Raw genomic sequence first — 23279 nt, 5'->3', positions numbered from 1 at the left:
TTGCGGGCTGGTCAGCTACCTGCGAGCACGATGCCCGGCTCCGCCGACACGCGGACGTCGCCGTCGTCTGCCGTGCGCCACGCATACGCCATGTCGCGCGAGTTGAAAGCGGTGGCCAGGCGGCCGTCGGCGGTCAGGACGATGAGGCCCCCGTTGGCGTCCTGGGACGCGACTTCGGCGAGAGCCAACCTCAAGGCCTCTTCCAGCTCGACACCTGAGCGCAGCCGGTCCGCGAGGCCCTTGGCGGTGACGGCGCGGATGAACGCCTCGCCGTCGCCGGTGCAGGAGATGCCGACCTGCCGGGTGGCATAAGTGCCGGCGCCGATCAGAGGAGCGTCACCGACCCTTCCGGGCCACTTGCCGAGGACCCCACCCGTGCTGGTGGCGGCCGCTAGCATCCCCTCGTGGTCCAGGGCAACTGCTCCGACCGTCGCGGAGCCCTGCGGTGCGGGGTTCTGCGCCTGGCGCCAGCGCTCGAGCGCCCTCCTGGTGCGGACGGTGAGCAACTCGGCGTTGTCTATGGGGTGATCGACGAGGGAGTCGGCGCCTTGGCCGACGATGAGCGCGTGCGGCGAGGCGAGGCGTACCTTGTCGGCGACCAATATCGGGTTCCGCGCCCGGGTGACGGCCGCTACCGCCCCACTCGTGCCGTCGGCGCTCATGATTGCGGCGTCACACTCCACGACCCCATTGCGGTTCGGCGAGCCGCCGGTGCCGGCGTTGAACGCCTGCGGGTCGTCCTCCATGGACGTAACCGCCGCTAACACCGCCGCGACCGCCTTGCCGCCCTCGGCCAGCACCTGGAAACCCAGGTTCCTGGCGCGCTCGAGCCCTGCGAGGTACGCCTCGCGGTCCTCCTGGGCGATCTTGCCCGCCCCACCATGAATGACGATTGCGACCATGATTCATGCTACCCCGCTGCCTTCGCCGCGGGCCGCCGAGGGGCCAAGTCCCGCCCCGCCCGAGTTCGGGTAACCTACGCGGGTAACGTGTAGTTGGGCTTGTTGCCGCGTTGACGCCCCGGAAAGGGCGGCTGTACCATGGCCCGTCGAGCGCAAGGCGAGATTCCTGGGAGGGGTCGCGATTTGAAAGCGTTCTTGAGGGTGTCCCTACTCATCGACGGCCTCACCGGCGCCATAGCGCGGGCCATGCAGTGGCTCACCCTGATCATGGTCCTTTTGGGCGCCTACAACGTCGTGACGCGGTACGTGGGGCGCGCCATAGGGGTCTCGTTGGGCGGCGGCGTCTACACCACCTTGCAGAGCTACGCCTTCGACCTGGTCTTCCTCCTCGCGGCCGGGCATGTGCTGAAGACGGATGGTCACGTTCGCGTAGACATCATCTATTCGCGCCTGAAGGATAGGACCAAGGCGTGGGTAGACATCTTCGGGACCATCTTCTTCCTATTGCCCTTCACGTTCATGGGTTTCGTCCTCAGCCTCCCTTACGTGCGGCGTTCGTGGCAACACATGGAGGTGAACGTCAACTCGGGCAACCTCCCCATCTACCTGATCAAGACGGTCATCCCGGTGGCGTTCGTTCTCCTTGCGCTGCAGGGGATAAGTGAGCTCATCAAACGCGTGGCGTACCTGCGTGGCGTGGCGCTACCCGGCAAGCCCGCCAAGCCCCCCGGGCCGGCCGAGGTCGGCTGAGTGGAGTACCTCGCCTTCTACATGTTCGGCGCGGCGATCGTGCTGCTGCTGGTGGGCTATCCGGTGGCGTTCGGCCTGGGCGGGACGGCGGTGCTCTTCACCCTGATAGGCAGCGACTTCCTGCCCGGGCTCGGGCTCGACCTGCCGTGGGACCCCATGTTCCGCGTTGCGCGTCTGAACATCATGCCGCAGCGCATCTACGGCACCATCATGGACAACTACACGCTCGTGGCCGTGCCCTTCTTCGTGTTCATGGGCGTCATGCTCGAACGATCGGGACTTGCGGAGGAGTTGCTCGAGACGATGGGCATCCTCTTCGGCCGCGTGCGGGGCGGGCTGGCCATCTCGGTGGTGGTCGTCGGGGCGCTCCTGGCGGCCTCCACGGGGGTGGTGGGCGCCTCAGTAGTAACGATGGGCATCCTCGCCTTACCGGTCATGCTCAAGTACAACTACAGCAGGCCGCTGTCGGCCGGCGTGATCGCGGCCTCCGGCACCCTCGGCCAGATCATCCCTCCCTCCATCGTCCTCGTCATCCTCGGCGACCAGATGGGGGTGTCGGTCGGGCAGCTGTTCCTCGGCTCGTTCGTGCCCGGCCTCCTCCTGTCCGGGCTGTTCGTGTTGTGGGTGGCGTTCGTAGCCCTGACCAAACCCAAGTCGGCGCCGGCGTTGCCCCTCGAGACGCGCCAGTTGCCGGTCAGGGTGATAGTGCTCAAGGTATTCCGCAGCCTCGTGCCCCCGCTCTTCCTCATCCTCCTCGTGCTGGGCTCCATCTTCTTCGGCATCGCGACCCCCACGGAGGCGGGCGCCGCCGGCGCCATCGGCGCCATGCTGTTGGCACTGGTCAACCGGCGCCTCAACCTCTCGAACCTGCTCGACACCATGCGGCAAACCGTTCAGCTCACGAGCATGGTGTTCATAATCCTCGTGGGCGCCACGGCTTTCAGCATGGTGTTCACGGCACTGAACGGCGACACGCTCGTCGATCAGTTCCTGGTGAACCTCCCGGGCGGTCAGTGGGGGTTCTTGTTCTTCACCATGCTGACCATCTTCATCCTGGGCTTCTTCATCGACTTCATCGAGATAACCTTCATCGTCGTGCCGTTCATCACGCCCATCGCGGCTCACTTCTTCGGCGCCGACATGCTGCTGTGGTTCGCGGTTGTGATCGCCATGAACCTCCAGAGCTCGTTCCTCACGCCGCCTTTCGGCTTCGCGCTCTTCTACCTGAAGGGTGTGGCGCCGCCCGAGATCCGCACGTCAGACATCTACCGTGGCATTGTGCCGTTCGTGGTCATACAGGTGCTGGCTATGTTCCTGCTGGTCCTGTTCCCACAGATCGTGATGTGGCTGCCGTCCATCTCCAACGCCCAATGACCAAGCAACTGCCGAGCGACCGAGGGTAAAGGGGAGTGAGAGCGGGACGGCCTTCGTGGGGCCGTCCCGCTCTCGCATCCTCTGATTCTGCTTGGCCCCCGGTCTGCGCGGACTCGGACGTCCGCGCAGACCAGGCCCGACCTACTTGAACCGACCTACTTGAAGATGAAGCTGTTGTACGCGTGTTGCGTGACCTTCGTCCACGCGCGCACGTTGCCCATGAACGAGTTGTAGTCGTCGAGGACGCGCTTGTACCTGGGGTTCTTGGAGGCGTTCTCGGCGTGGATCTCGTCGGTGGCCTTCTCGAACGCCTCGAGGAGCTCGTCGGAGAAGATCCGGATCTGCGTGCCCGACGCGATGAGTTGCTGCAACGCGACGTTGTTCTTGGTGTCGTAACTCGCGAGCATCTCGATGTTGGCACGAGCCGAAACGTCGCTCACGACTGCCTGCAGTTCTGCGGGCAGGTCCTCGAAGACGTCCTTGTTGACGTAGAGGGCGACGCCGGGGCCGGGTTCCGCCCAGCTCGGGAAGTAGTAATAGGGCGCGGCCTTGTTGAGGCCGAGTATCTGGTCGTCGTAAGGGCCCACCCAGTCGGCGGCGTCGACGACGCCCGTGTCCAGGGCGAGGAAGAGTTCGCCGCCCGGGATGTTCTGGACGTTCATGCCCACGCGGCTCATGACCTGACCGCCGAAGCCGGGGAAGCGCATGGTGAGCCCCTGGAGGTCCGCCACCGTGCTTATCTCGCGCTTGAACCAGCCGCCGGTCTGCGCGCCGGTGTTGCCGGCAGGGAAGACGACCATGTTGTCGGGCGCCACTAGTTCCTGCTCCAGGTCGAAACCGTTGCCGCTATACATCCAGGCGTTGAACTGTTGGGAGTCCATGCCGAACGGCACCGCCGTGAAGAAGCCGTGCGTCGGGTCCTTGTTGATGAAGTAGTAGGGCGCCGTGTGCGCCATGGCGAAGGCGCCGGTGGAGACCGCGTCGTACACCTCGAGCGCGCCGATCTGCGCTCCGGCTGCGTAGACCTTGACGGAGATGTCACCGCCGCTGGCCTCGTTCAGGTACTTGCCGATGTTCTCGGCCGTACCGAAGAGGGTATCGAGCGAGGTAGGCCACGAGGTCACCATCTCGAAGGTGAACTTGCTCTTCTGGGCGCTCGCGAACATGAGAGGACTGATGCTCGCCCCAGCTACCGCGAATCCCGCTTTCTTGATGAAGTTTCGCCGGTCCATCGTTGCCTCCTGCCATGGTCTGCCGACCCCAGGGGCCGGGTTGAATTGTGGTTCCCGGGAAGTATACGACTAGTGATGCGTCGGCGGCGCACAAAAGAACGAACGGGCCACAACGGTTGACGCCGGAGGCCGAGCGGAACGCTCCGGTAGTGTTCCGGCAACTCGCTTATGGTGCGGGCTTATGGTGGCCGTGGAACCCGTCCGCGACCGGAATGCTCGGGTTGGGGCCCGACATCGCGTTTACGGTGGCAGTAATACCCGACCGCGACCGGAATGCTCAGATGGGGCCCGACAGTTCACGGCAGCAAGTAGCGCCACTCGTCCGAAAGGAACTTCTCGCTAGCCAGGGTTTGGGCACGCGCCAGTTCGTCGGCGCTCAACTCGCCCTCCGTCAGGCCGTAGCGGTTCCGGAACGTGTCGACCAGCCGGTCGATGACCGTCTGGCGCGGCAGCTGCGTCTGCTGCCTTAGCGGCGCGACGCGCTTGTTGGCGCTCACGCTTCCCTTGTCGGACAGCTTCTCGCGGCCTATGCGCAGCACCTCGAGCATCTTCTCGGGGTTCATGTCGTAGGCCATGGTCACGTGATGGAGCACCGCCCCGCCGCGACGGGTCTGCGCCGCGCCGCCTATCTTGCCGGCCATAGACGAGAGGTCGTTGATCGGGATGTACTCCGCCTCCACCCCGAGGGAGCGCAGGCCCTCCAGCACCCAATCGTCCATGAACTCGTACGAGTCTATGAACGACATGCCCTTGACGAGGGAGTCGGGGGCGTAGACCGAGTACGTGATGGTGTTCTGCGGTTCGACGAACATGGCTCCGCCACCCGTGATGCGGCGCATGATGGCGATGTCGTACTTGGCGGCACCCTCCGGGTCTACCTCGTTGCGCACCGACTGGAACCGCCCGAGGATGACCGCGTTGGACGCCCACTCCCAGATCCGGAGCGTTGGCGGCCTCCCGCCGGCGCCCACCTCGTAGGTGAGAACCTCGTCGAGCGCCATGTGCAACTCGGGGGCCTGTGGCCCCATGCGCACGAGCTGCCAGTCGAACGCCCGCCAGCGCGGGCGGAACTTCTCGAAGCGGTCGGCGGCGCTCATAGCCGCTCCCTCGGACGGCCATCGTCCACGGCCCGCCTCACGGCCGCGGCCACGGAGCCAGCGTCGAAGCCGAGCATCACCGCTCCCTCGGGCAGCGCCTCGGCCACCCGGTCCGCCAGCTCGGCTGCCGAGGAGGTGCTGGGGGCCCCTTCAAGTGCCGCCACGATGGCGTCCAGGGCCTCAGCCGGTTCGAGGAAGAAGTCGCCGCTAACGTGCACGTCCACGAGCCGCCCGTCGGCCACCCGTAGGTCCACCACCACCAACTTCCCGCCGGGGTGCTTGTACTCGCCGTGAAGTGCCATGCCCGCGATGATATCGCCGCGCTTGAGTAACGTTGGTTGACTGGAGTCAAAGCATAGTGCTGCCCTCTGGATTAGGCTACGAGGAACCATGGCTGATCGCACTCACCTCCCCAATGCCGCGTTGGGAGCGATGATCACGGCCCCCGTGATCACGCCGCGCCAGCGCGTGCAGGTCGAAGTCAAGACGGAGACGCCGTTCCTGCCCAAGGCGGCGTTCTTCCTCATCTCTGTGGCCTCGCTCGTAGGCAGCTACTTCACGGGTCGTTTGCACGGCCTCGACGGGATAGAACTCGTGGGGCGCTGGCTCCAGTTCTGGGGCTTGGCGCTGGTCACGGGGATGCTGGCGTGGCGTCTCTTCTACCTACGCCGGTCCGAGGTCGGCCTCGACGCCGGCCGCGTAGGCGCCCTGCATGCCGAGCTGCTTGGCCGCGTGAGGGTCGTCGGGCGCTACCTCGCTCCGGTGCTGGCGCTGGGCGCCGGCACGGCCTGGTTCGTGCCGTACCTCGCCACGTGGCAGGCCGTGAGCCTGACGGCGGCCGGTCTCACCTTGGCGGTGCTCGTCACCCAGGCGCACCGCAGCCGCGCGGCCGCGTTGGCCGCACTGCTGATCGGCGCCGGCTCACTGGCACTGTGGGGCTGGGCCGATAGCTCGGGTCTCCGGTTCTTGGCGGTCGTGAGGAGCATCCACCTGTGGGCGTTCGCGGCTTGGCTGGGCGGCGCGCTCTTCAACCTCGGCGCGGCCGTCCCGGCGGGCCGGAAGCACGCCAACCTCGACGCCGTGGTGGCGGGCGCGCGGCAGCTCGAGCGCTTCCGCTGGGTCGTGCGCACCTCGTTGCCCACCATCATCGTCACCGGCGTGTGGATGGCCCTGCGCTACGGCGGCGTGGCCAGTCCCTTCTGGCAGAGCGGGATCGGCCTTCTCGTGCCACTCAAGCTCATGCTCATCGTGGCCCTGGTGGTGATCTTCATAACCTGCCCCTTGTACCGGGCTTGCTCGCCGGTGCGCGGGGTTTGCAACCTCGACGACCTCGCGCCCGCAGAGGACTGATGGCGGCCTCGAGCGCACCGACACGGGGCACCGCCGCTCCGCCTGCCGCGCCGCGCGCCACAACGCGCGCCACCACGCGCGACGCCGGCGGTGAGAGTACCGTTCACAAGCTCGACAACCGCGCCACGCCGTGTTCCCTGGGTCTACTACGGGTGAAGGAAAGGCTCTCGGAGATACCTCTGGGCGACTCGCTGGAGGTCGTCACCCGCGACCGTTTCGCGCCTTACGAGGTTCCAGCGTGGGTTGAGCGTCAGGGGCTGGAACTCGCGTCGCTCACGCGTAGCGGCTTCTGGCTCTTCGCGTCGACAGTGTTCGTCATCCGCAAGACCGTCGCGGTGAAGGCCCCGCGTAGGCGCTCGGTCTAGGCACCTGTGGTCTAGGAGCTTGTGGTCTAGGCGCGTAGCCGAAGCCCTCGAAGGGGTGGCCGGCCTGCGCGCGCGGCTCGGTTCATCACCAGCGCAAGCCTGAGCACCTCATCCCAGTCACGCTCCAGCCGGTTGCCGGGCGGTCTTGAGGCATGACCACGGAGTCGCTCCGCTACGGCTCCGGCGCGGCGCTCCACGAATACCAGCTCGCGCCTGGCCCTGGTGAGCGCCACGAAAAGTACGTTGGCTTCCACGGCGTCGTCGTTCGCGTCGGCGCCGCCGATCCCCAACTCTTCGGGCCGCAGCAGGAACACCCGCTCGGCCTCGCGGCCCTTGGCCTTGTGGATGGTGCTGAGTACGGCGCCGTCCGTACCTGTTCGGGGTGCCAGCAACCGAGACGTCACTCGTTCCAGTTGGGAGAAGTCCAGTTCCTGACTCCGCCAGAGGCCCCTCACAGCGGCGACTGCATTGGCGGGTCGCTCGTCGTAGGCGGCCTCGATGACCAAGGCCAGCGCCCTGTGGGTATCGGCGTTGCGCGATTGCAACTGCGCTAGCCGTGGGCTGGTCATGAACTCGCGCTCGAGGCGGCGCCCCTCCGACGTGGCGTGGCGCCGCACGTCGGCCAGTGCGGTGTGGGGGAGGCGTGCCCTGCCGGGGAATATGCGCCGCGCGAGTGCGTGGAGCTCCGCTTCCAGCTCCTCGCCCAGTACCGTTACGGGGGTGCCGGCCTCTGCCAAGCGCAACGAAACCGCGAGTAGCGGGGAGTTGACCCTGGCCATGACGAGGTCCCTGGGTTGCACGGTGCGCGCCAGCCTCGCCTCGGTGAGCAGCCGCACCGATCCCAGGCGCGCGCCGGGTGCGGCGTCCATCTCGGGCGCGAAGCGGCGGGCCAGGGCGACGTGGCGCGTGGGACAGCGGTAGGAGACGGAGAGGGGCAGCACGGTCGCGCTCGCCTCGCGCCGTGCGCGCTCGAGCGAGCGTGGGTCGGCGCCAGCGAAGGCGTATATGGCTTGCCGCGGATCGCCCACGAACAGCGCCCTGGCGCCACCCTCCACCAGGCGGAGCACGAGCGCCAGGGCCATGCGGCTGAGGTCCTGAGCCTCGTCGACGCAGACGAAGTCGTAGTCCTCCAGTTGCAGCCGCTCCGTGACGACGAGGTAAACCATGTCCGTGAGGTCGATGCTGCCCCTTGACGCCGCGGCCGTACCCGCACGGATGAGCGGTGCTACGAGGGCGTAGAGGTCACTCAGCTGGTCCGGCGCTACGGGAGCTTCGATGCCGTAGCGGTTGACGAGCTCGGAGACGGCCGCCAGGTCGTGGGGGTTGGTCAGCTCCAGCCTGGCGAAGTGCACCAGCCGCGCGAGGTGGTCCGCCAGCCCGGGGGCTAAGCTGCCGTGGCCGTCAGGGTGCAGCTCGGCCACCGCCTCCAGCGCGAGGCGCGAGTACTTGCCGTGGTCGACGCGTGAGCCGGCGACCGCCGGGTAGCTTTTCGCTAGGGCCGCCAGGCCAAGTGCGTGGATGGTGGTGGCGTGCACGCCGCTGGGCAGGCGCGCACGCAGTTCGGCGGCGGTGGACCGGTTGAACGCGAGGAAGCAGGCTCGGGAACCCGAGGGTAGCCGCCTTGCCACCTCGACCAGGGTGGTCGTCTTGCCGCTGCCGGCCGTGGCCATGACGACGGCGTTGGCGCCGGAGCGCTCGACATGCTCGAACACGGCGCGCTGGTACGGACTGTGGGAGGCGCTGGTTGCAGGCGTGATGCGCATGACGAAACCCTCCACCAAGCTTGCCGCTTGGCGGAGGGTTGAACAATGGGTCTCGTCCTAGTTCCTCTAGGCAGGAGTCCGCTGAGTACTAAGCCTCGGGGCCTTACTCCGAGCGGGCCGTCGGCTGCCGGCGGCCGGGACCGCGGCGGTTCGATGAGCGACGCTGGCCTTCGCTGTTGGCGTTGGCTGCGCCCTTGTCGCGGTTGCCGTGTCCGCCTTGCCCGCTGCCCTGGCCGCCTTGGCCCCGGGCTGCGGCGCCGCGCTGTCCGGGCTGGTCGCGCCGGGCGTCGGCCTGGGGGTCGCGGCGCTGACCTTCAGCGCCGCCTCCGCGGTGGGCGTTGTCGCGGCCGACCCTCGAGCCGCCTGCTGCCGCGCCGCTCGGCCGCGGACCGCGCCCGTTGCTGCTTCCACGGCGAGGCCCGCGACCGGCGCCGCCCGCACGGGGGCGGTCCGACCTGGAGTCAGTGGCCTCTAGCGCGCCGGCCGGGCCCGAGATGCCGTCCACCGGACGCCGTTCGATGCGCATGCGCAGGCGACGCTCTAGTTGGCGCACGTTGTCGAGGTCATTGGCCGTCACGAACGTGAGGGCCTCCCCGCTGTGCTCCGCTCGACCCGTCCGGCCGATGCGGTGGGTGTAGGCCTCGGAGGTGTCCGGGAAGTCGTAGTTGATCACGTGCGAGACACGGGCCACGTCGATGCCTCGAGCGGCGATGTCGGTGGCCACCAGCACGTGATACTTGCCCTGCTTGAAGCCGTCGAGGGCCTCCTGGCGTCGGCGTTGCGAGAGGTTACCCTGCAGCTCCGCCACGAAATGGTTGGCCTTGTCGAGGGTGGCCGCGAGGCGCTTGGCGCGGTGCTTCGTGCGCGTGAACACCAGCACGGACCTGAGATCGTTCTTCTTCAGCAGGTCGAGCAGCAAGGCGGTCTTGTTGGCCTCGTCGACCGGGATGAGCGCGTGGTCGATGGTCTCGGCCGGCATTATGCGGTTGATCTCGACTTTGAGCGGGTCGGTGAGAATCTCGTCCGCGAGGTACGCGACCTCGTCCGGCATGGTAGCGGAGAAGAGGAGCCGCTGCGCCTCGACGGGCACGGCCCTGAGGATCTGACGGATGGGCGGCAAGAAGCCCATGTCGAACATGTGATCCGCTTCGTCGATGACGAGCACCTCGACATCGGTGAGGTTCGCGTTCCCGCGTTGCATGTGATCGAGAAGGCGGCCCGGGCAGGCGACGATGATGTCGGCGCGACCGCGCAGGGCGTCGATCTGCGGCTGGAACCCGACGCCGCCGTAGACGGTGGCGCTGCGCAGACCGGTGGACTGACCGAGAGTGCGGAACTCGTCGTTGATCTGCTCAGCGAGCTCACGTGTTGGCGCGACGACGAGGGCCCGGATCACGCGGCGGCTGCCGCGGCCGCCGTGGCGTTGGCCTTCGGGGCCACTGCCGAGCAGAAGCCGGTGGAGGATGGGCAGCACGAAGGCTGCGGTCTTGCCGGTGCCGGTTTGCGCGAGACCCAGGACGTGGCGGCCGGCCATTGCGGCTGTAACCGTCTGCTCCTGGATGGGGGTGGGCTTTACGTAGCCGGCAGCGCGCACGCCGATGACTACTCGCGGGTCTAGGTTGAACCCGTCGAACGAAACTTCATTTTGCATTACTAGGGTGTTCCTTCCTGGCCAACCACGAGCCAGGAACCCCCCAGGGCCAGCGGATAGCGGGGGTCACTATACGACATGCAGTGGCGGGCACAGTGATGGGGCATACACCGCGTAGGGCAGGAGCATGCCCTGCAGGGCAGACACCGTGCCGAGTAGGGGCCCGCCAAGCGGGCGCACGCCTTCCCTGGGGCGACCGGACCAGGCCGGTAGTCCGGAATTGGCAGGTCACCCGGGCCGCGTGTGCCGCTCGCCGGGAAACTCGGGTATGCCCGGACGGCCGGCCTCCGGCCGCGAGATGTCGGCCAGGATGCCGGCTATCACCCTGGTGGTGCGAGCCTGGTGACTTTCGCCGTCGATGAACGACTCGTGGTCGAGGTAACTGCCGGCACCGTTGTGCTTCATGGGACCCATCGAGATGTTCACCAGCCTGCCCGCTCTCTTCAGGCGGTTCCAGTGGGAGGACCTTACTATCGGCCACCTTCCGGGGAACAGCGCTTGGCCGTAGGCCGGAATGTGGTCCTCCGTGCCCTGGAGGTGGTAGAGCCGGTCGAGGACGTCGAGCCCGGGCTCGCTCGCCATCACGCCCGCCAGGGAGATCATCGCGAGGGGTGCGCCCAGAGCGCGTTTCAAGAAGGGCGCGGCTGCCAGGCCGATCTGAACGCCGCCGCTGTAACCGACGATGGTGATGGGGACCTGGCTGCCGACCTCGTAGCCGGCCCGAAGGAGCGACGTGAGGATGACCTGACCCTCACCGCGACCGTACACCCGGCCGTAACGGGGGTCGGCAGCCACCAGCACCTGGAAGAGGTTGCGGATGTTGATGGAGAACGCCACCAGCGGACGCCGTCCTTCCACCTTGTACTCGAACATGCGGCGCCAGAAGCGGGCGAATGTCCGCTCCTCCGTGAGGCCGACGTTGCGGACCGAGTAGGGCATGAGGTCGCCCAGGATGACGGTGTTGGGCAGTGCCGTGGAGAGGCCGTCGAGCATGCCTTGTACGTCGTCGTAGTTGACGGCGCCGACCTTGGCGATGCCGTCTAGGTAGACCACGTACTGCCAGGGACGCTTGTCGCCGCCGATCCTCTTGTAGGGAGCGTGACTCTGTTCGTGCGGGTGTTCCAGGCCCTCGCCGTACCAGCCCGCCCACCAACCGAGCGTCTCGATGGGCGAGAGCAGTAGCGACACCAGTACGGCACCGAGCACGACGCCGATGACCAGCGCGATCACGCGATTCCGCCCCGTCTACCGCGTGGGGGTTTGGGGGCGGCAAGGCCCGGGTCCGGATCGGCGTCGACGAGTTCCCGCAGGCCCCGCGCGTCGGTCACGAGCTTCCCACCCGCTGCCTGCCTGCGCGCCAAGCGCGCCAGAGCCATGAGCGGCCGGCCGACGGTGCGCTGCGCCGTTATCAGGAGCAGGCCACCGATCGCTACGGCTAGGAGCGCCTCGAAGGGCCGGAGTTTCAGGCCCTCCGCCACCCCGAGGATGGTGGCCCCGATGCTCCAGATCCAGAGCAGCACGGAGACCGGTAGGCCGAGATAGGGGAGGAACACCAGGATGCCGAAAAGCCGTGGCGCCTGGCCTAGGGCCACGATGCCGGCCACGAACGAGAAGGTCGCTTCGGACTCGAGCGCATACCGCGCCACCAGGTACACGCTGAGCGCGAAGGTGAGGTACGTGACCGCGAAGATGACTGCGGAGATGACGAGGGACACGACGAAGCGGCGCGGTGAGACGCGGTTTATGAAAAGGACGACGCTCTCGCCCAATGCCTCCGACAGGCCGGCGACCAGCAGCACCAAGAAGGCGAGCCGCAGCGCCCCGCCCCCGAGCCGGAGCAACTCGGTGGTGCCCGGCTGGAGGAGCAGGGTGTCTCGAATCAGTGAGAGCGCGGTGCTCAGGTCGAGCATCCTACGAACGCTACCAGGCCCCGGGCGCCTTGAGTGGTCACGCACGCCGTGCTAGCATTGGCCAGTTGTCGGCCCTCAACGGGCCTTTGAGCTTGAGACCCAACTCCCGGCCGCAGCCGGCGCCAAGCAAGAAGAATGAGGAGTAACGTGCCACACAACCTTTCAACCATGAAGCGCCAGCGCCAGGCCGAAGTGCGTCGCCTAGCCAACCGCGCGCAGAAGAGCACCATCCGGACCTTCACGAAGAAGGCCGTGGCGGCGGCAGAGGCGGGCGACTTCGATGCGGCCGCCAAGTACCAGAAGGTAGTCCAGGGCCTGGTCGACCGCGCCATCAAGTCGTCGCTGCTGCACGCCAACACTGCGGCGCGCCGCAAGTCGCGCCTCGCCAAGCGCATCAACGCACTCAAAGGGGTCGAGGCCTAAGCCGCCGAAGACCACCACGCACAAACCAGCATGAGGCCGACGGGCACGGTTCCGCCGGCTTTTCTTTTCGCGCCGCCGAGTTGCCGGGCGCTGCTATGCTCGCCGGCGTGACCTTGGGAGAACAGAAGGCAGACAGGGCACCGGAGGTCGCCCGCGGACCGCGCGTCGTGCTGGTGCGCACCAAGGAGTCTGCGAACGTGGGGTCGGTGGCGCGGGCCATGCTCAACTTCGGCCTGCACGACCTCTGGCTGGTCGCGCCCCGCTGCCGCATCGACCGGCGGAGCTTCGACCTCGCCACGCACGCCGAGGCGGTCCTCGAGAACGCCAAGGTGGTCGACTCGCTCGAGGACGCCATAGCGGACACCACGCTGGCCTTCGGCACCAGCGCGCGCCCGCGCAAGGCCGAGAACTACCCGCTGTTCACCCCGAGGACCGTCGCCCCGCGACTGAAGAGCGGCACGGCGGTCGTGTTCGGCCCCGAGGACCATGGTCTGTCCAACGACGAGCTGACGCGTTGCCAGGCGCAGATCATCGTGCCCACCGTCGACTTCGCGTCGTTGAACCTGGCCCAGGCCGTGCTGGTGGTGGCGTACGAGTACGCACAGGCCGCCGGAGGTGCGCAGCCACTTGCCGCCGGGGGCGCCTACGTCCAGGCCGCGGGAGGTGTGCAAGCGCAGGCCGCCGGGGGGGTGCAAGCGCAAGCCGCCGGGGGTGCCCAGACGGACGGCGTGTCCAGCGAGGGAGTAACGGGCTCGGCAAAGGGCGGGCCTCGCCACACACCAGCGAGCCGGGACCAGCTCGAGCGCTTCTACGCTCAGCTGCAGGCCTTGATGTTGAAGATCGGCTACACCGACGAGCGCCGCGCCCCGGGCATCTTGCGCGTCTACCGGGGACTGATCGATCGTGCGGAGCCCACGGCCCACGAGGTGGCCGCTCTGCGCGGACTCCTGAGCCAGGCCTCGTGGGCCGCCGACCAACCGCCCGGGCACTTCCGCGGCCCGGAGGATGATTGAGTAAGGAGTGCTAGAGCCCCGCCAGCTTCATGGCTCGCGCCAGCACTTCGTCGAACATCTGCTCCGTGAGGCGCCCGGTGTTCGTGTTCTGGAAACTCACGTGGTAGACGTCAACGAGCGTCAGCGCGCTACTTGCGGCAGCTCCTGGAAGCCGGCCCAGATCGTGAACTGCCCCGTGGGAGAACTTGTGGGCGGCGAAGGTCGTCTTAAGCCCGCGTGAGCGCCAGGCGGTCAGCGCCGCGTCGTGACCGATCTTGCCGATGGCCAGTGCCACTCGCGCGTTCGTGAGCCCGTCCAGGTCGTACTCGAGCCACTTCTGACACGTGAGTATCTCCTGCCGCTCGGGCTTGTTGCCGGGCGGCACGCAGCGCAGCGCGGCCGTGATCCAGACGCCTTTCAGAGTCAGCCCGTCGAAGCGGTTGATCGCCTTCGGGCCGGACGCCAGCCCGGCGCGGTGCAGGGCGGGGTAAAGGAAGTCGCCCGAGGCGTCCCCCGTGAACATTCTGCCCGTGCGGTTGCTGCCGTGCGCGCCCGGCGCCAGGCCCACCAATACGAGCTTGGCCTTGGGGTCGCCGAAGCCGGGTACCGGGGCGCCCCAGTACTCCTCGTCCTTGTAGGCCTTGCGTTTCTCCCGCGCAACACGCTCGCGGTACTCCGCCAGGCGCGGACAGAGTCGGCAGGTGGCCAGTTCCGGCGGGTAAGGGTCGAAGGTGCGCGCGTTCCCTTGGGCCGAGCGCTCAGTCGGCTCAGGGACGAAGTTCTCATCCACGCGGACATGATATCGGGACCGTGCTGACCGTCACGGCCATCACGGTCCCGGAAAGGGGTCGGTGTGCTTCGGGGTGCCGGGCGCCGACCTAGTTCGCTGCTGCCTCGATGGGGGCGACGGAGCCCAGTAGCACACCACCATCGATGACGAACTCGGAGCCGGTGCTGAAAGTCGCTTCGCTGGCGAGGAACAACACCATCTTCGTGACTTCCTCGATCTCTCCGAAGCGAGGGATGGCCTGGCCGGCGGCCATCTCGTCGCTCATGCCTTCGGTCATCGGAGTACGGATCCCTCCGGGATGAACGGACATCACGCGGATGTTGTCGTGGCCCAGTTCCAGCGCCGCGGTCTTCGTCAGCCCGCGGACGGCCCACTTGCTGGCAACGTAGGCCCCGAGGCCCGCGTAGCCCACCATGCCGCCCGTGGAGGAGATGTTGATGATGACGCCTCCCCCGGCCTTGCGCATGGGGGGCACGGCGTACCGGATGCCTAAGAAGGTGCCAAGCAAGTTGATGTCGATGACGCGCTTGAAATCTGCCGTAGGCATGTCGGCGAGGGGCGCCATAGCGAGCACGCCTGCGTTGTTTACGAGCAGGGTCAGGGGCCCACCGAGCTTCTCGGCCGCGGCGATCGCCGCCTCCCAGTCCTGCTCTTTCGTAACGTCGAGCTTGACGAACACCGCGTTGCTACCCAAGCCGGCCGCGAGCGCCTTGCCCTCTTCTTCCAGGACGTCACCAATTACTACGCGTGCTCCTTCAGCCACCAAGCCACGCACGTGCTCTGCGCCCATGCCGCGGGCGCCACCGGTGACCAATGCGATCGTCTTATCGAAGCGTGCCATTGTTTCCTCGCTTTCCGTAATGCGCCTGGCGGATGACCCACGCCTAGCGTCAACTCATTGTCGGTCGTGGCTGGTGGGGTTGCCCAGGGCCATCCGTACTGGCAGAAGTGCTGTTCTAGCACGGTGCACTTGAGTGGGCTGGAGCCCGTCTAAAGGTGGTTCAGGTGAATCAAGAGGAAGCGTCAAGAAGGCAGTGTCCATCCCTCCCAGCAGGAAGGTGTGCGGCAAAGTTGTGCCTTCAACATGACTGGAAAAGTGGTAAGATTGCAGTAGGAAAGGAGGCGGTAAACATGCCTGGAATTCTCTCTCACACTGACCCTGGTTTCTATAACGACCTCGGGCACATAGACGCCACGCGCGTGCGCGACTATCTTCACGTCAAGACCGGGGACGTAGCCTCCATCACGGGTAAGAGCGACCGGCGCATCCGGCAAGACCCCGCCGCCGCCTCCCTCCAACCCGCTCTCGGGAAAGTCGTCTACATCATCAGTGCCCTCAAGCAGCTCACCGGCGGGGATGACCGCAGCGTCCGAATCTGGCTCAAGGCCCCCCACCCCGCCCTCGATGGCGACAGCCCCATAGACCTCATGCGCAATGGCGAGATCGACATCGTGCAAGAACTCGTCGACCACATGCTCAGCGGAGCGCCCGCCTGAGTGCCCCAGCCGTCTGGGCCCCAAGGCCACCTCCCAATTACAGCCGCCAGAGGCTTTTCCTACCCCTTCGTGAAACTCAAACATGCAAACGACCCCATCAGCGGCATCGGCGCCCTCAAGGCGCCCGGCCGATACCACGTGCAGGGTAGATTCCGGGCCCTTTACACGAGCGAGAATCCAATAGCGGCCCTGAAAGAAACAGAATTCCTCGTAAAAAGCAAACAGGAAGTGGCATTCAAGCCCGCGCCGCCAATGGTCCTCTTCGCTCTCGAATACCACCTCGAGCGCGTCCTCGATCTACGCGACCCGACTACGCTCGCTCTGCTCGGCGTGAAACGCGAACACCTGTTCGCGGCGTGGCTCCGTGGAACGCCAGAGAACCCCCGTCCCACCCAGAGGATCGCAAGACTTGCTTACGAAGCCGGCGTACAGGCGTTGTTCGCGCCCACGGCCGTGCCTCCCCACGAAACCACGAACGTCATCGTCTTTCCGGACAATCTCAAGGTAGGCGGGCAAAGCTGGGTACAGGTGAGCAACCCAGATACAATCCACACCTTCCGCATCCCCTGACGTTTCCGGCTAGTGGGGAACGCTTGCACCGCTGGAACGCCGGCTGGGTCCCCTGGGAATATCTTATGTGACCCCTAACCACGGCCCCGCCGTCCAATTTGACCATCCTCGAACGGCTACCTCCGTCAGTGCATGCCCAGAATCGAGACCGGCTGACTACTGACGGCGACTGGCCAGGGCATTCCACGATGCTGCGAATGGCTACCAGCCAGCTACCAACGACCCCAACGGCGAAAAGCGCCTCGTGAGAAGCGCCGTGCCCATCGTGCTTTGTTTGGTGCGCCCGAGAGGATTCGAACCCCTGGCCTTCTGATCCGTAGTCAGACGCTCTATCCAGCTGAGCTACGGGCGCAAGTCGTACGACCCTTGAGTCGTTTGGCGGAGAGGGAGGGATTTGAACCCTCGATGGAGGTTTTGCCCCCATACTCCCTTAGCAGGGGAGCGCCTTCAGCCGCTCGGCCACCTCTCCGCGCTACTCCGCAACTGACCTTACCTTGGCGGAGGGTGAGGGATTCGAACCCCCGGACGAGTCGCCCCGTCTACGGTTTTCAAGACCGCCGCCTTCGACCGCTCGGCCAACCCTCCGGTCAACCTTCTACCAGCTTGAAGCCTGCGGTTACTCCCTGTCAGCCCGTCCGGAACCTGCCAATACACACGGTAGAGAGTGTCGTGCAGGACCGCCCGTGCGGTCAGCGTTGGCAAGTATACGCAAGGGTTCTCGGCACTGTCAACGACGCGACGCGACGACGCGACGACGTGAACTCGTCCTGTTGGTCGAGGTGGGTGGGACTTCAGGTGCGATGTTACCGGGTGCAGGTGGGCTAGAGGTGGGCACCGCAGTGAGAGAACAAGGCGATTGACACGCCAGCTGCCCAGGAATGATCAGTAGCGCTTGGCGAAGGTTATCCATGCGGGTTCGATGTCGTAGCCCAACCTTCTCTTCACCCGCAGGTTGGGAGAATCGCCTCCGGCTCCGGCGGCGTTGAGATCCGTGAATCCGAGCTCCCGCGCGCGTGAAGCGGTGTGGGCCTCGAGCGCCGTGGCGATCCCGCGGCGTCGGTACGACCTCGCTACTCCGGTAAAGCCGATCTCGATCATCTCACCACGCGGCGGGCCAACGAGGCTCGACATGCCGACGATCTCGCCCTTTCCAGTCAACGCCAACGTGAGGGTGTCGGGCATCGCGTACTCGCTCATCAGGTCGTCCTGGCGGCGGGGGATTACCGGCTCGAACGCTAATGAGTCCTCCTCGGCCTGTCGCTGGAAGGCGATGATGCGGTCGACGAGCTCGGCTGCCTGCGCGAGGTCGGAGTAGGGAACCAAGCGAACGCCCTGTTTCTCCAGTTCGGCTGTCAGTGGCTCGAAGGCGGCGGCATCGAAGCGCTTGAGGTCGAGGTGCGAGCCCCAGGTGCGGTAGAGCTCCTTGAAGCCTTCCTCTTCGAGGAAGCTCGTCATGCCGATGAAGTCGGCACGGATTGTGGTGGCCACCTCCGAGACCGGCCCCGGATCCAATGCGAGGGCCCGCCGTAGCATCTGGCGATCGAGTCCCCTTCCCCTGTGATCAGAGTGGGTGAATAGATACACCCAGCGCCTGCCGGGTTGGGGCGGGTCGCCGAAGTCGCCGTGGATCGTGCCGGTGGCGAGGAGCTGGCCGGCGTCCTCGACCACGAGCCTCCGGAAGAGGGACGTTCGAGCTTCCGACCGCGCATCGGATGCGGCCAGGCGCCCGGGTGTGGTGTGCCAGTCAGGTTCGTTCTGTTCGTTGTGGATGGCCGCAAGGACGGGGTAGTCCTCGGCGCGCGGCGAACGAATCGTCACGGGCAATGCGCGGGTACTCCTTTAGGCTGCGAGAACGGGTGGCCTGTAGCGGACACGGAAAGGACGCTCAACACACACGGCGCCCCACCCACCTCCTGGATCATTGCGCCGACCGTAACATGCGAACTAGACACTACCGCTCGCGTGTGGCGTCATGGCTGGCACACTTGCTACAGAGCTTCAGGACTCGGAACTGCGTTGAGAATTGTCGGGTCGAACGCTGCAGTCCGGACGACGCACGAGCCGTGGCTCACCAGCCACTCGTAGTAATGGCCGTTGCGTCAGCACCTAGCACCAGCCTTTCCTTGCCGGATGTCCATCTACACCAGAGTCAGGCGGCCATAGGTACTAGGGTAGATGGTAAGAGGAAAGGAGGTCGAGCACTATGAATGACGCCGACCTAAAAGCGAAGCGAGCCGACATGAAGTCGCTGCTCGTGATCAGGAACGGTATGGGGATCGTCGCCGAAGCCGACGACATCGAGGGCCTGCAGGCGGCCTATGAGAAAGTCGTGGACGAGCACCGGAGCCAACAGCCAGACGAGCACCTGCCCAAGGTGCGGCAGAGCCTGCCGTCCTTCGGAACCATCCGGGAGTGCCACCAGGAGTCGGTAACGGGGACCCTCTGCATCCTGAAGACCGACGAGCTGCCCCACGCGGCCGCGGACTACTACGTGGCGGGCTTCGTTTCCTAGGCCGCCCCGGCGGTCTGCGCGGCGGACTCCACAGCCCGGACGACGTTGTTCGCCAGTCGCTCCACCTGCTCCAGGTCCGTACCCTCGACCATCACACGCACGAGGGGCTCGGTGCCGCTGGCGCGCAGCAGCACGCGCCCGGTGGCGCCGAGTTCCTGTTCTGCCGCACGAACCGCGCTCGCCACGGTGGCCGCGCCGGCCAGTTCGTCGCGCGCGCCTGGCGGAACCGTCACGTTCTTGAGGACCTGCGGGAACACGGGGATCTCGTCCATCCAGGACTCGAGGCTGCGGCCCGACTTGCGCACCGCTGCCAGCGTCAACAGCGAGGTGAGGATGCCGTCCCCGGTCGGCGCCTTGTCGAGGAACAACAGGTGGCCCGACTGCTCGCCGCCCAACGTCAGCCCGTTCTTCTTGAGCTCTTCGAACACGTAGCGGTCGCCCACCCTCGCCCTGTGCATCTTCACGCCATGCTTCGACAGGAACGTCTCCGTCCCCAAATTGCTCATCTGGGTGGCCACCAGCGCCTTCTCGCCCCTTGACAGTGCGGTTATCGCCAACATCTGATCGCCCGTGACCACGCGGCCCCTCGAGTCGATCAGGAGGGCCCGATCGGCGTCGCCGTCGAAGGTGATGCCGACCTCGAACCCGCCGTCGACGACATGGGCGGTGAGCGCCTCGGCGTGGGTGGAACCGCAGTCCACGTTGATGTTGAGCCCGTCCGGGTCGGCGTTGACGACCTCCAGGCGTGCACCCAGCTTGGCGAAGAGCTGCGGCGCGATCTGGTAGCTGGCGCCATGGGCGCAGTCGACCACGAGCCGCAGGCCGTCGAGGTACGGGGCATTGTCGAACAGGTGCTTGACGTAGGCGTTGAGGATGCTGGCGTCTGGGCCGTTCGAGGAATCGTTTATGTCCCAGGGCCGGGCCACGCTTATGCGTCCGATGCGCTCGCCCACGACGTCGGCAAGCCCGGCGGCGCCGCCGCCATCGAGGCTGTCTATCAAGGCCTCGATCTCGGCTTCTACGTCGTCGGACAGCTTCTCCCCGTTACGGTCGAACAGTTTGAGACCGTTGTCGTCGAAGGGGTTGTGGCTGGCCGAGACCATGAGACCGGCATCGGCCTTCAGTGCCCGCGTCAGGAACGAGACGCCCGGGGTTGGCAGCACGCCGAGCCAAGTGACTCTGGCCCCGCGAGCCGTAAGGCCCGCGGCAGCGGCGTGGGCCAGCATGAGACCCGACCGCCGCGTGTCCATGCCGATCAGCACGTGAGGCTGCCCGCCGCCGCTCGGGTGGACGGTCTCGGCCACCGCCATCCCCAGGTTCAGCGCGAACGTCGCGGTCATCGGGTGCATTCCCGCGACCCCGCGAACGCCATCTGTGCCGAAATAACGCCTCGTTGCCATGCGGCCAATGATAACCGGCGGAGGCGCGACCGCCTTGGTCGGCTACTTGGCGTCCAACCAGTTGTGGCCCAGTCCTACGGCCGCCTCGAGGGGCACCGTCAGTTCGACCACGGTGGCCATGATGTCCTTCACCAACGGCCCCGCCTCGGCCGCCCGCTCTTCGGGCACCTCGGCGACGATCTCGTCGTGGACCTGTAGCAGCAACCGGCCCCCAAGTTCGGCCAAGGCCGGGGCCAGTTCGAGCATGGCGAGCTTCATGACGTCGGCGGCGCTGCCCTGGATGGGCATGTTGTAAGCCATGCGCTCGGCCGCCTCGCGCACGCTTCTGTTCGGGCTTATGAGGTCGGGCACGGCGCGGCGCCTGCCCATGATGGTCTCCACGTAGCCCGACTGGCGGGCGGCCTCGAGCGTGTCGTCTATGTAGGCCCTGACCCGCGGGTAGCGCTTGAAGTAGGTGCCGATGAAGGTGTCGGCGCGCTCGAACGAGATCTCCAGCTCACGGCTGAGCCGCTGGGCCGACATGCCGTACAAGACACCGAAGTTGATGACCTTGGCCACGCGCCGCATGTCGGAGTTGACGGCGTCGGGCTCGACGCCGTAGACGCCTGCGGCCGTGCTGCGGTGGATGTCCTCGCCGGCCAAGAACGCCGCCTTCAGCGCCGGCTCGTCGGCTATGTGCGCCAGCATGCGCAACTCGATCTGGGAGTAGTCGGCGACGAGCAACAGCCGGCCCGGCCCGGCCACGAACGCGCGGCGCACCTCGCGGCCGCGCGCCGTGCGCACGGGCACGTTCTGGAGGTTCGGGTTCACGCTCGAGAGCCGGCCGGTGGCCACCACCGCCTGCTCGAACGTCGTGTGCACGCGCCCTTTGGGGTCCGCGAGGGCGGGAAGGGGGTCTAGGTAGGTGCCCTTCAGCTTCGCGATCTCGCGGTGTTCCAGAACGAGGTCCACCGCCTCGTGCTCGCCGCGCAGCGGCTCTATAGCGCTGACCGACGTGCTCCTCTTGCCCGTGGCCGTTCGCTGGCCCGCCCTCAGGCCGAGCTTCTCGAACAGCAGCCACGCCACCTGGTCGCGCGACGCGACGTTGAAGTCGGGCGTGCCGGCTATCTCCCGAAGCCGGCCCTCGAGGGCCGCCAGGTCGTCAGCGGCCTCGCGCGACAGACGGGCCAAGAGGTCGGTGTCGAGCTGTATGCCTGCCACCTCCATGTCGACCAGTACGGCCTGGAGCGGACGCTCGATGCGCTCGTAAACCGAGCGCTGGTTCCCCTGCAGTCTGCCGCCCATCATCCGCAACAGCTCGGCGCCGACCACCGCATGCTCGCCCGCGGTGTTGCCCCATTCGCCCGCGCCCAGGCGCCGCGCGAGCGTCTCTGCGCTGGCCCCCACCGAGTCGAGCAGGTAGGCCATGAGGAGTGGATCGTCGCCGGGCACGGCGTCGCCTGCGCCCGCCACGCGTGCCGCCACCACCAGGGCCTTGGCATCGGGCGCGTTCACCCTGCCACGCACCCACGTGGCCAGGCCGACGCCGGCACCTGCGTTTGGTGCTTCGGCAACCAGCCGCCGCGCCTCGCCCGAGCCTTCGACGGCCGCCAGCGCCAGCTCGATCACCGTGGCGGCGGTGGGGCGCTCGTCGCTCAAGCGGAAGCCGTACGACCAAGTGATGCCGTCAAACAGAGTGCTTGCGCTCCCCCGAGTGCTGCCGTCCGCCACCGCGCGCTGCACCTCCTCCCAGGCGGCGCGCCGGTAGGTGGTCCGTTCCGTGAGCCCGAGTTCGTGCAGCAGGCTCCCGAACTCCAGCTCACGAAGGGCGGCGGTGAGCGCCTCCTCCTTGACCACGCGCTCGGCGGCAGGTACCGGGGTGACGTCGACGGGCGCGTCGGTGACGATGCGCGACAGCGTCCGCGAGAGCTCGAGGTCCGCCATGGACTGGCGGATGGCGGTCGCCTGTGAGGGGCTCGGAAGCTCGTCGAGCTCGTCGAGGATGGCGTCGATACCGCCGAAGCGCCCCAGGAGCGTTCGAGCGGCCACGGGACCGATGCCCTTGACGCCCGGGATGTTGTCGGAGGCGTCGCCGGTGAGCGCGCGGTAATCGACCCACTGCGACGGCGTCACGCCGTACTTCTCCTCGACGGCCGCCGGGTCCATGCGCCGCTTGCCGTCGGGGCTTACGACGTTCACGCGTTCGGTGACCAGTTGGAGGGCGTCGCGGTCGCTCGTGACGATGTCCACGAGCCAGCCCTCGCTGGCCGCGCGGTGGGCCATGGAGCCGATCAGGTCGTCGGCCTCCAGCCCGGGCACCTCTACCCGCTGCACCCCCAACAGGTCGACCAGCGCCCTGATCGTGTTCAACTGCATGGGCAGGTCATCGGGTGTCGGCGCCCTATGCGCCTTGTAATCCTCGAACTTCTCCTTGCGGAACGTCCTGGCGGGCGCGTCGAACGCGATCACCAGGCTGTCTTGCGGCCCCAAGCCCCTCAGCAGCTCGAGAAGCGAGCGGATGAAGCCGTAGACGGCATTGGTGGGCACGCCTGTGGAGGTCGAGAGCTGCCTGATGGCGAAGTACGCCCGGTACGCCAGGCCGTGACCGTCCACGAGCACCAGCCGGCGGTCAGCCGGCGCCTCATCCACGCCGCCGGTGCCGCCGGGCCCGTCGCCCGCGAAGAGCGACGGTTGCTGGTTGCTCTGCCGCGGCTTGGGCACG

The 23279-nt window shown here is 66.9% G+C and carries 22 protein-coding genes and 3 tRNA genes; 9 read left to right on the top strand and 16 right to left on the bottom strand.

What is annotated here, in order from left to right:
• Positions 1–11 precede the first annotated feature (11 nt).
• The gene (locus ROY82_08550) at positions 12–902 is read right to left on the bottom strand and encodes an isoaspartyl peptidase/L-asparaginase (protein MDT3682506.1); all 891 of its coding nucleotides are present in this window, start codon (positions 900–902) and stop codon (positions 12–14) included.
• A gap of 183 nt (positions 903–1085) precedes the next feature.
• Between ROY82_08550 and ROY82_08545 the strand changes: the two genes are divergently transcribed.
• Both ROY82_08545 and ROY82_08540 read left to right on the top strand, forming a co-directional pair.
• On the top strand, positions 1086–1652 hold the full coding sequence (locus tag ROY82_08545) for a TRAP transporter small permease subunit (protein ID MDT3682505.1): 567 nt from the start codon (positions 1086–1088) through the stop codon (positions 1650–1652).
• Positions 1653–3026, top strand: a complete 1374-nt coding sequence (locus ROY82_08540) for a TRAP transporter large permease subunit (protein ID MDT3682504.1) — start codon at positions 1653–1655, stop codon at positions 3024–3026. It begins immediately after the preceding gene.
• Between the two features lie 155 nt (positions 3027–3181).
• Here the strand turns inward: ROY82_08540 and dctP are convergent, their stop codons facing one another.
• The 3 genes from dctP to ROY82_08525 form a co-directional block, all read right to left on the bottom strand.
• Complete coding sequence (gene dctP / locus ROY82_08535; GenBank protein ID MDT3682503.1) at positions 3182–4258, bottom strand: TRAP transporter substrate-binding protein DctP; 1077 nt, start codon at positions 4256–4258, stop codon at positions 3182–3184.
• A gap of 296 nt (positions 4259–4554) precedes the next feature.
• On the bottom strand, positions 4555–5355 hold the full coding sequence (locus ROY82_08530; protein ID MDT3682502.1) for a biotin/lipoate A/B protein ligase family protein: 801 nt from the start codon (positions 5353–5355) through the stop codon (positions 4555–4557).
• A complete protein-coding gene (locus tag ROY82_08525; protein ID MDT3682501.1) occupies positions 5352–5657 on the bottom strand; it encodes a hypothetical protein in 306 nt (101 codons plus the stop codon). The genes ROY82_08530 and ROY82_08525 overlap by 4 nt, the downstream gene beginning before the upstream one ends.
• An 88-nt stretch (positions 5658–5745) precedes the next feature.
• Here ROY82_08525 and ROY82_08520 point away from each other — a divergent pair, with 88 nt between their 5' ends.
• Positions 5746–6705 (top strand): hypothetical protein, encoded by a 960-nt coding sequence (locus tag ROY82_08520; GenBank protein MDT3682500.1) that lies wholly within the window; start codon positions 5746–5748, stop codon positions 6703–6705.
• Complete coding sequence (locus tag ROY82_08515; protein ID MDT3682499.1) at positions 6705–7070, top strand: sulfurtransferase TusA family protein; 366 nt, start codon at positions 6705–6707, stop codon at positions 7068–7070. The genes ROY82_08520 and ROY82_08515 overlap by 1 nt, the downstream gene beginning before the upstream one ends.
• A gap of 26 nt (positions 7071–7096) precedes the next feature.
• On the opposite strand, the gene ROY82_08510 is transcribed toward ROY82_08515, so the two are convergent.
• From ROY82_08510 to ROY82_08495, 4 genes are all read right to left on the bottom strand, one after another.
• The gene (locus ROY82_08510) at positions 7097–8833 is read right to left on the bottom strand and encodes a UvrD-helicase domain-containing protein (GenBank protein MDT3682498.1); all 1737 of its coding nucleotides are present in this window, start codon (positions 8831–8833) and stop codon (positions 7097–7099) included.
• Positions 8834–8936: 103 nt separating this feature from the next.
• The gene (locus ROY82_08505; protein MDT3682497.1) at positions 8937–10484 is read right to left on the bottom strand and encodes a DEAD/DEAH box helicase; all 1548 of its coding nucleotides are present in this window, start codon (positions 10482–10484) and stop codon (positions 8937–8939) included.
• A gap of 228 nt (positions 10485–10712) precedes the next feature.
• The gene (locus ROY82_08500; GenBank protein MDT3682496.1) at positions 10713–11714 is read right to left on the bottom strand and encodes a hypothetical protein; all 1002 of its coding nucleotides are present in this window, start codon (positions 11712–11714) and stop codon (positions 10713–10715) included.
• Positions 11711–12394 carry a hypothetical protein gene (locus ROY82_08495; protein ID MDT3682495.1) on the bottom strand — a complete coding sequence of 228 codons (684 nt, stop codon included), beginning with the start codon at positions 12392–12394 and terminating at the stop codon, positions 11711–11713. The genes ROY82_08500 and ROY82_08495 overlap by 4 nt, the downstream gene beginning before the upstream one ends.
• A gap of 135 nt (positions 12395–12529) precedes the next feature.
• On the opposite strand from ROY82_08495, the gene rpsT reads away from it, so the two are divergent.
• A complete protein-coding gene (rpsT, locus tag ROY82_08490; protein ID MDT3682494.1) occupies positions 12530–12817 on the top strand; it encodes a 30S ribosomal protein S20 in 288 nt (95 codons plus the stop codon).
• Between the two features lie 107 nt (positions 12818–12924).
• Positions 12925–13830, top strand: a complete 906-nt coding sequence (locus tag ROY82_08485; GenBank protein ID MDT3682493.1) for an RNA methyltransferase — start codon at positions 12925–12927, stop codon at positions 13828–13830.
• A gap of 10 nt (positions 13831–13840) precedes the next feature.
• Here ROY82_08485 and ROY82_08480 read toward each other — a convergent pair whose 3' ends face one another.
• Positions 13841–14599, bottom strand: a complete 759-nt coding sequence (locus ROY82_08480; protein ID MDT3682492.1) for a uracil-DNA glycosylase — start codon at positions 14597–14599, stop codon at positions 13841–13843.
• An 88-nt stretch (positions 14600–14687) separates the two neighbouring features.
• Positions 14688–15440, bottom strand: a complete 753-nt coding sequence (locus ROY82_08475) for an SDR family oxidoreductase (GenBank protein MDT3682491.1) — start codon at positions 15438–15440, stop codon at positions 14688–14690.
• A 290-nt stretch (positions 15441–15730) separates the two neighbouring features.
• Between ROY82_08475 and ROY82_08470 the strand changes: the two genes are divergently transcribed.
• Positions 15731–16096: an antitoxin Xre/MbcA/ParS toxin-binding domain-containing protein gene (locus ROY82_08470; GenBank protein MDT3682490.1), complete on the top strand. Its 366-nt coding sequence runs from the start codon at positions 15731–15733 to the stop codon at positions 16094–16096.
• 69 nt (positions 16097–16165) lie between these two features.
• The gene (locus ROY82_08465) at positions 16166–16666 is read left to right on the top strand and encodes an RES family NAD+ phosphorylase (protein MDT3682489.1); all 501 of its coding nucleotides are present in this window, start codon (positions 16166–16168) and stop codon (positions 16664–16666) included.
• A 275-nt stretch (positions 16667–16941) separates the two neighbouring features.
• On the opposite strand, the gene ROY82_08460 is transcribed toward ROY82_08465, so the two are convergent.
• The 4 genes from ROY82_08460 to ROY82_08445 all read right to left on the bottom strand — a co-directional run bounded on the left by ROY82_08460 (position 16942) and on the right by ROY82_08445 (position 18484).
• A tRNA-Arg gene (locus ROY82_08460) sits at positions 16942–17018 on the bottom strand.
• Positions 17019–17042: 24 nt separating this feature from the next.
• A tRNA-Ser gene (locus ROY82_08455) sits at positions 17043–17135 on the bottom strand.
• Between the two features lie 26 nt (positions 17136–17161).
• Positions 17162–17251 (bottom strand) — tRNA-Ser (locus tag ROY82_08450).
• A 297-nt stretch (positions 17252–17548) separates the two neighbouring features.
• Entirely contained in the window at positions 17549–18484 is a 936-nt protein-coding gene (locus ROY82_08445) for a GNAT family N-acetyltransferase (GenBank protein ID MDT3682488.1), read from the bottom strand.
• 385 nt (positions 18485–18869) lie between these two features.
• Between ROY82_08445 and ROY82_08440 the strand changes: the two genes are divergently transcribed.
• On the top strand, positions 18870–19178 hold the full coding sequence (locus ROY82_08440) for a hypothetical protein (GenBank protein ID MDT3682487.1): 309 nt from the start codon (positions 18870–18872) through the stop codon (positions 19176–19178).
• On the opposite strand, the gene glmM is transcribed toward ROY82_08440, so the two are convergent.
• Positions 19175–20578 (bottom strand): phosphoglucosamine mutase, encoded by a 1404-nt coding sequence (glmM, locus tag ROY82_08435; GenBank protein ID MDT3682486.1) that lies wholly within the window; start codon positions 20576–20578, stop codon positions 19175–19177. The two genes, ROY82_08440 and glmM, sit on opposite strands and share 4 nt — an antisense overlap.
• Before the next feature lie 42 nt (positions 20579–20620).
• Positions 20621–23278 (bottom strand): DNA polymerase I, encoded by a 2658-nt coding sequence (gene polA / locus ROY82_08430; protein ID MDT3682485.1) that lies wholly within the window; start codon positions 23276–23278, stop codon positions 20621–20623.
• Position 23279: the final 1 nt, after the last annotated feature.

The organism is Truepera sp., assembly GCA_032027045.1.
Taxonomy (GTDB): domain Bacteria; phylum Deinococcota; class Deinococci; order Deinococcales; family Trueperaceae; genus JAAYYF01.
The sequence above is the reverse complement of the archived record's forward strand: the minus strand, read 5'-3'. Positions and strand labels throughout refer to the sequence as shown.

Bases quoted from the DNA above. Each gene is read 5' to 3' on its own strand.
- ROY82_08550 (MDT3682506.1), bottom strand. From the start codon at position 902: ATGGTCGCAATCGTCATTCATGGTGGGGCGGGCAAGATCGCCCAGGAG.
- dctP (MDT3682503.1), bottom strand. From the start codon at position 4,258: ATGGACCGGCGAAACTTCATCAAGAAAGCGGGATTCGCGGTAGCTGGG.
- ROY82_08530 (MDT3682502.1), bottom strand. From the start codon at position 5,355: ATGAGCGCCGCCGACCGCTTCGAGAAGTTCCGCCCGCGCTGGCGGGCG.
- ROY82_08525 (MDT3682501.1), bottom strand. From the start codon at position 5,657: ATGGCACTTCACGGCGAGTACAAGCACCCCGGCGGGAAGTTGGTGGTG.
- ROY82_08520 (MDT3682500.1), top strand. From the start codon at position 5,746: ATGGCTGATCGCACTCACCTCCCCAATGCCGCGTTGGGAGCGATGATC.
- ROY82_08515 (MDT3682499.1), top strand. From the start codon at position 6,705: ATGGCGGCCTCGAGCGCACCGACACGGGGCACCGCCGCTCCGCCTGCC.
- ROY82_08510 (MDT3682498.1), bottom strand. From the start codon at position 8,833: ATGCGCATCACGCCTGCAACCAGCGCCTCCCACAGTCCGTACCAGCGC.
- ROY82_08505 (MDT3682497.1), bottom strand. From the start codon at position 10,484: ATGCAAAATGAAGTTTCGTTCGACGGGTTCAACCTAGACCCGCGAGTA.
- ROY82_08495 (MDT3682495.1), bottom strand. From the start codon at position 12,394: ATGCTCGACCTGAGCACCGCGCTCTCACTGATTCGAGACACCCTGCTC.
- rpsT (MDT3682494.1), top strand. From the start codon at position 12,530: ATGAGGAGTAACGTGCCACACAACCTTTCAACCATGAAGCGCCAGCGC.
- ROY82_08475 (MDT3682491.1), bottom strand. From the start codon at position 15,440: ATGGCACGCTTCGATAAGACGATCGCATTGGTCACCGGTGGCGCCCGC.
- ROY82_08470 (MDT3682490.1), top strand. From the start codon at position 15,731: ATGCCTGGAATTCTCTCTCACACTGACCCTGGTTTCTATAACGACCTC.
- ROY82_08440 (MDT3682487.1), top strand. From the start codon at position 18,870: ATGAATGACGCCGACCTAAAAGCGAAGCGAGCCGACATGAAGTCGCTG.
- glmM (MDT3682486.1), bottom strand. From the start codon at position 20,578: ATGGCAACGAGGCGTTATTTCGGCACAGATGGCGTTCGCGGGGTCGCG.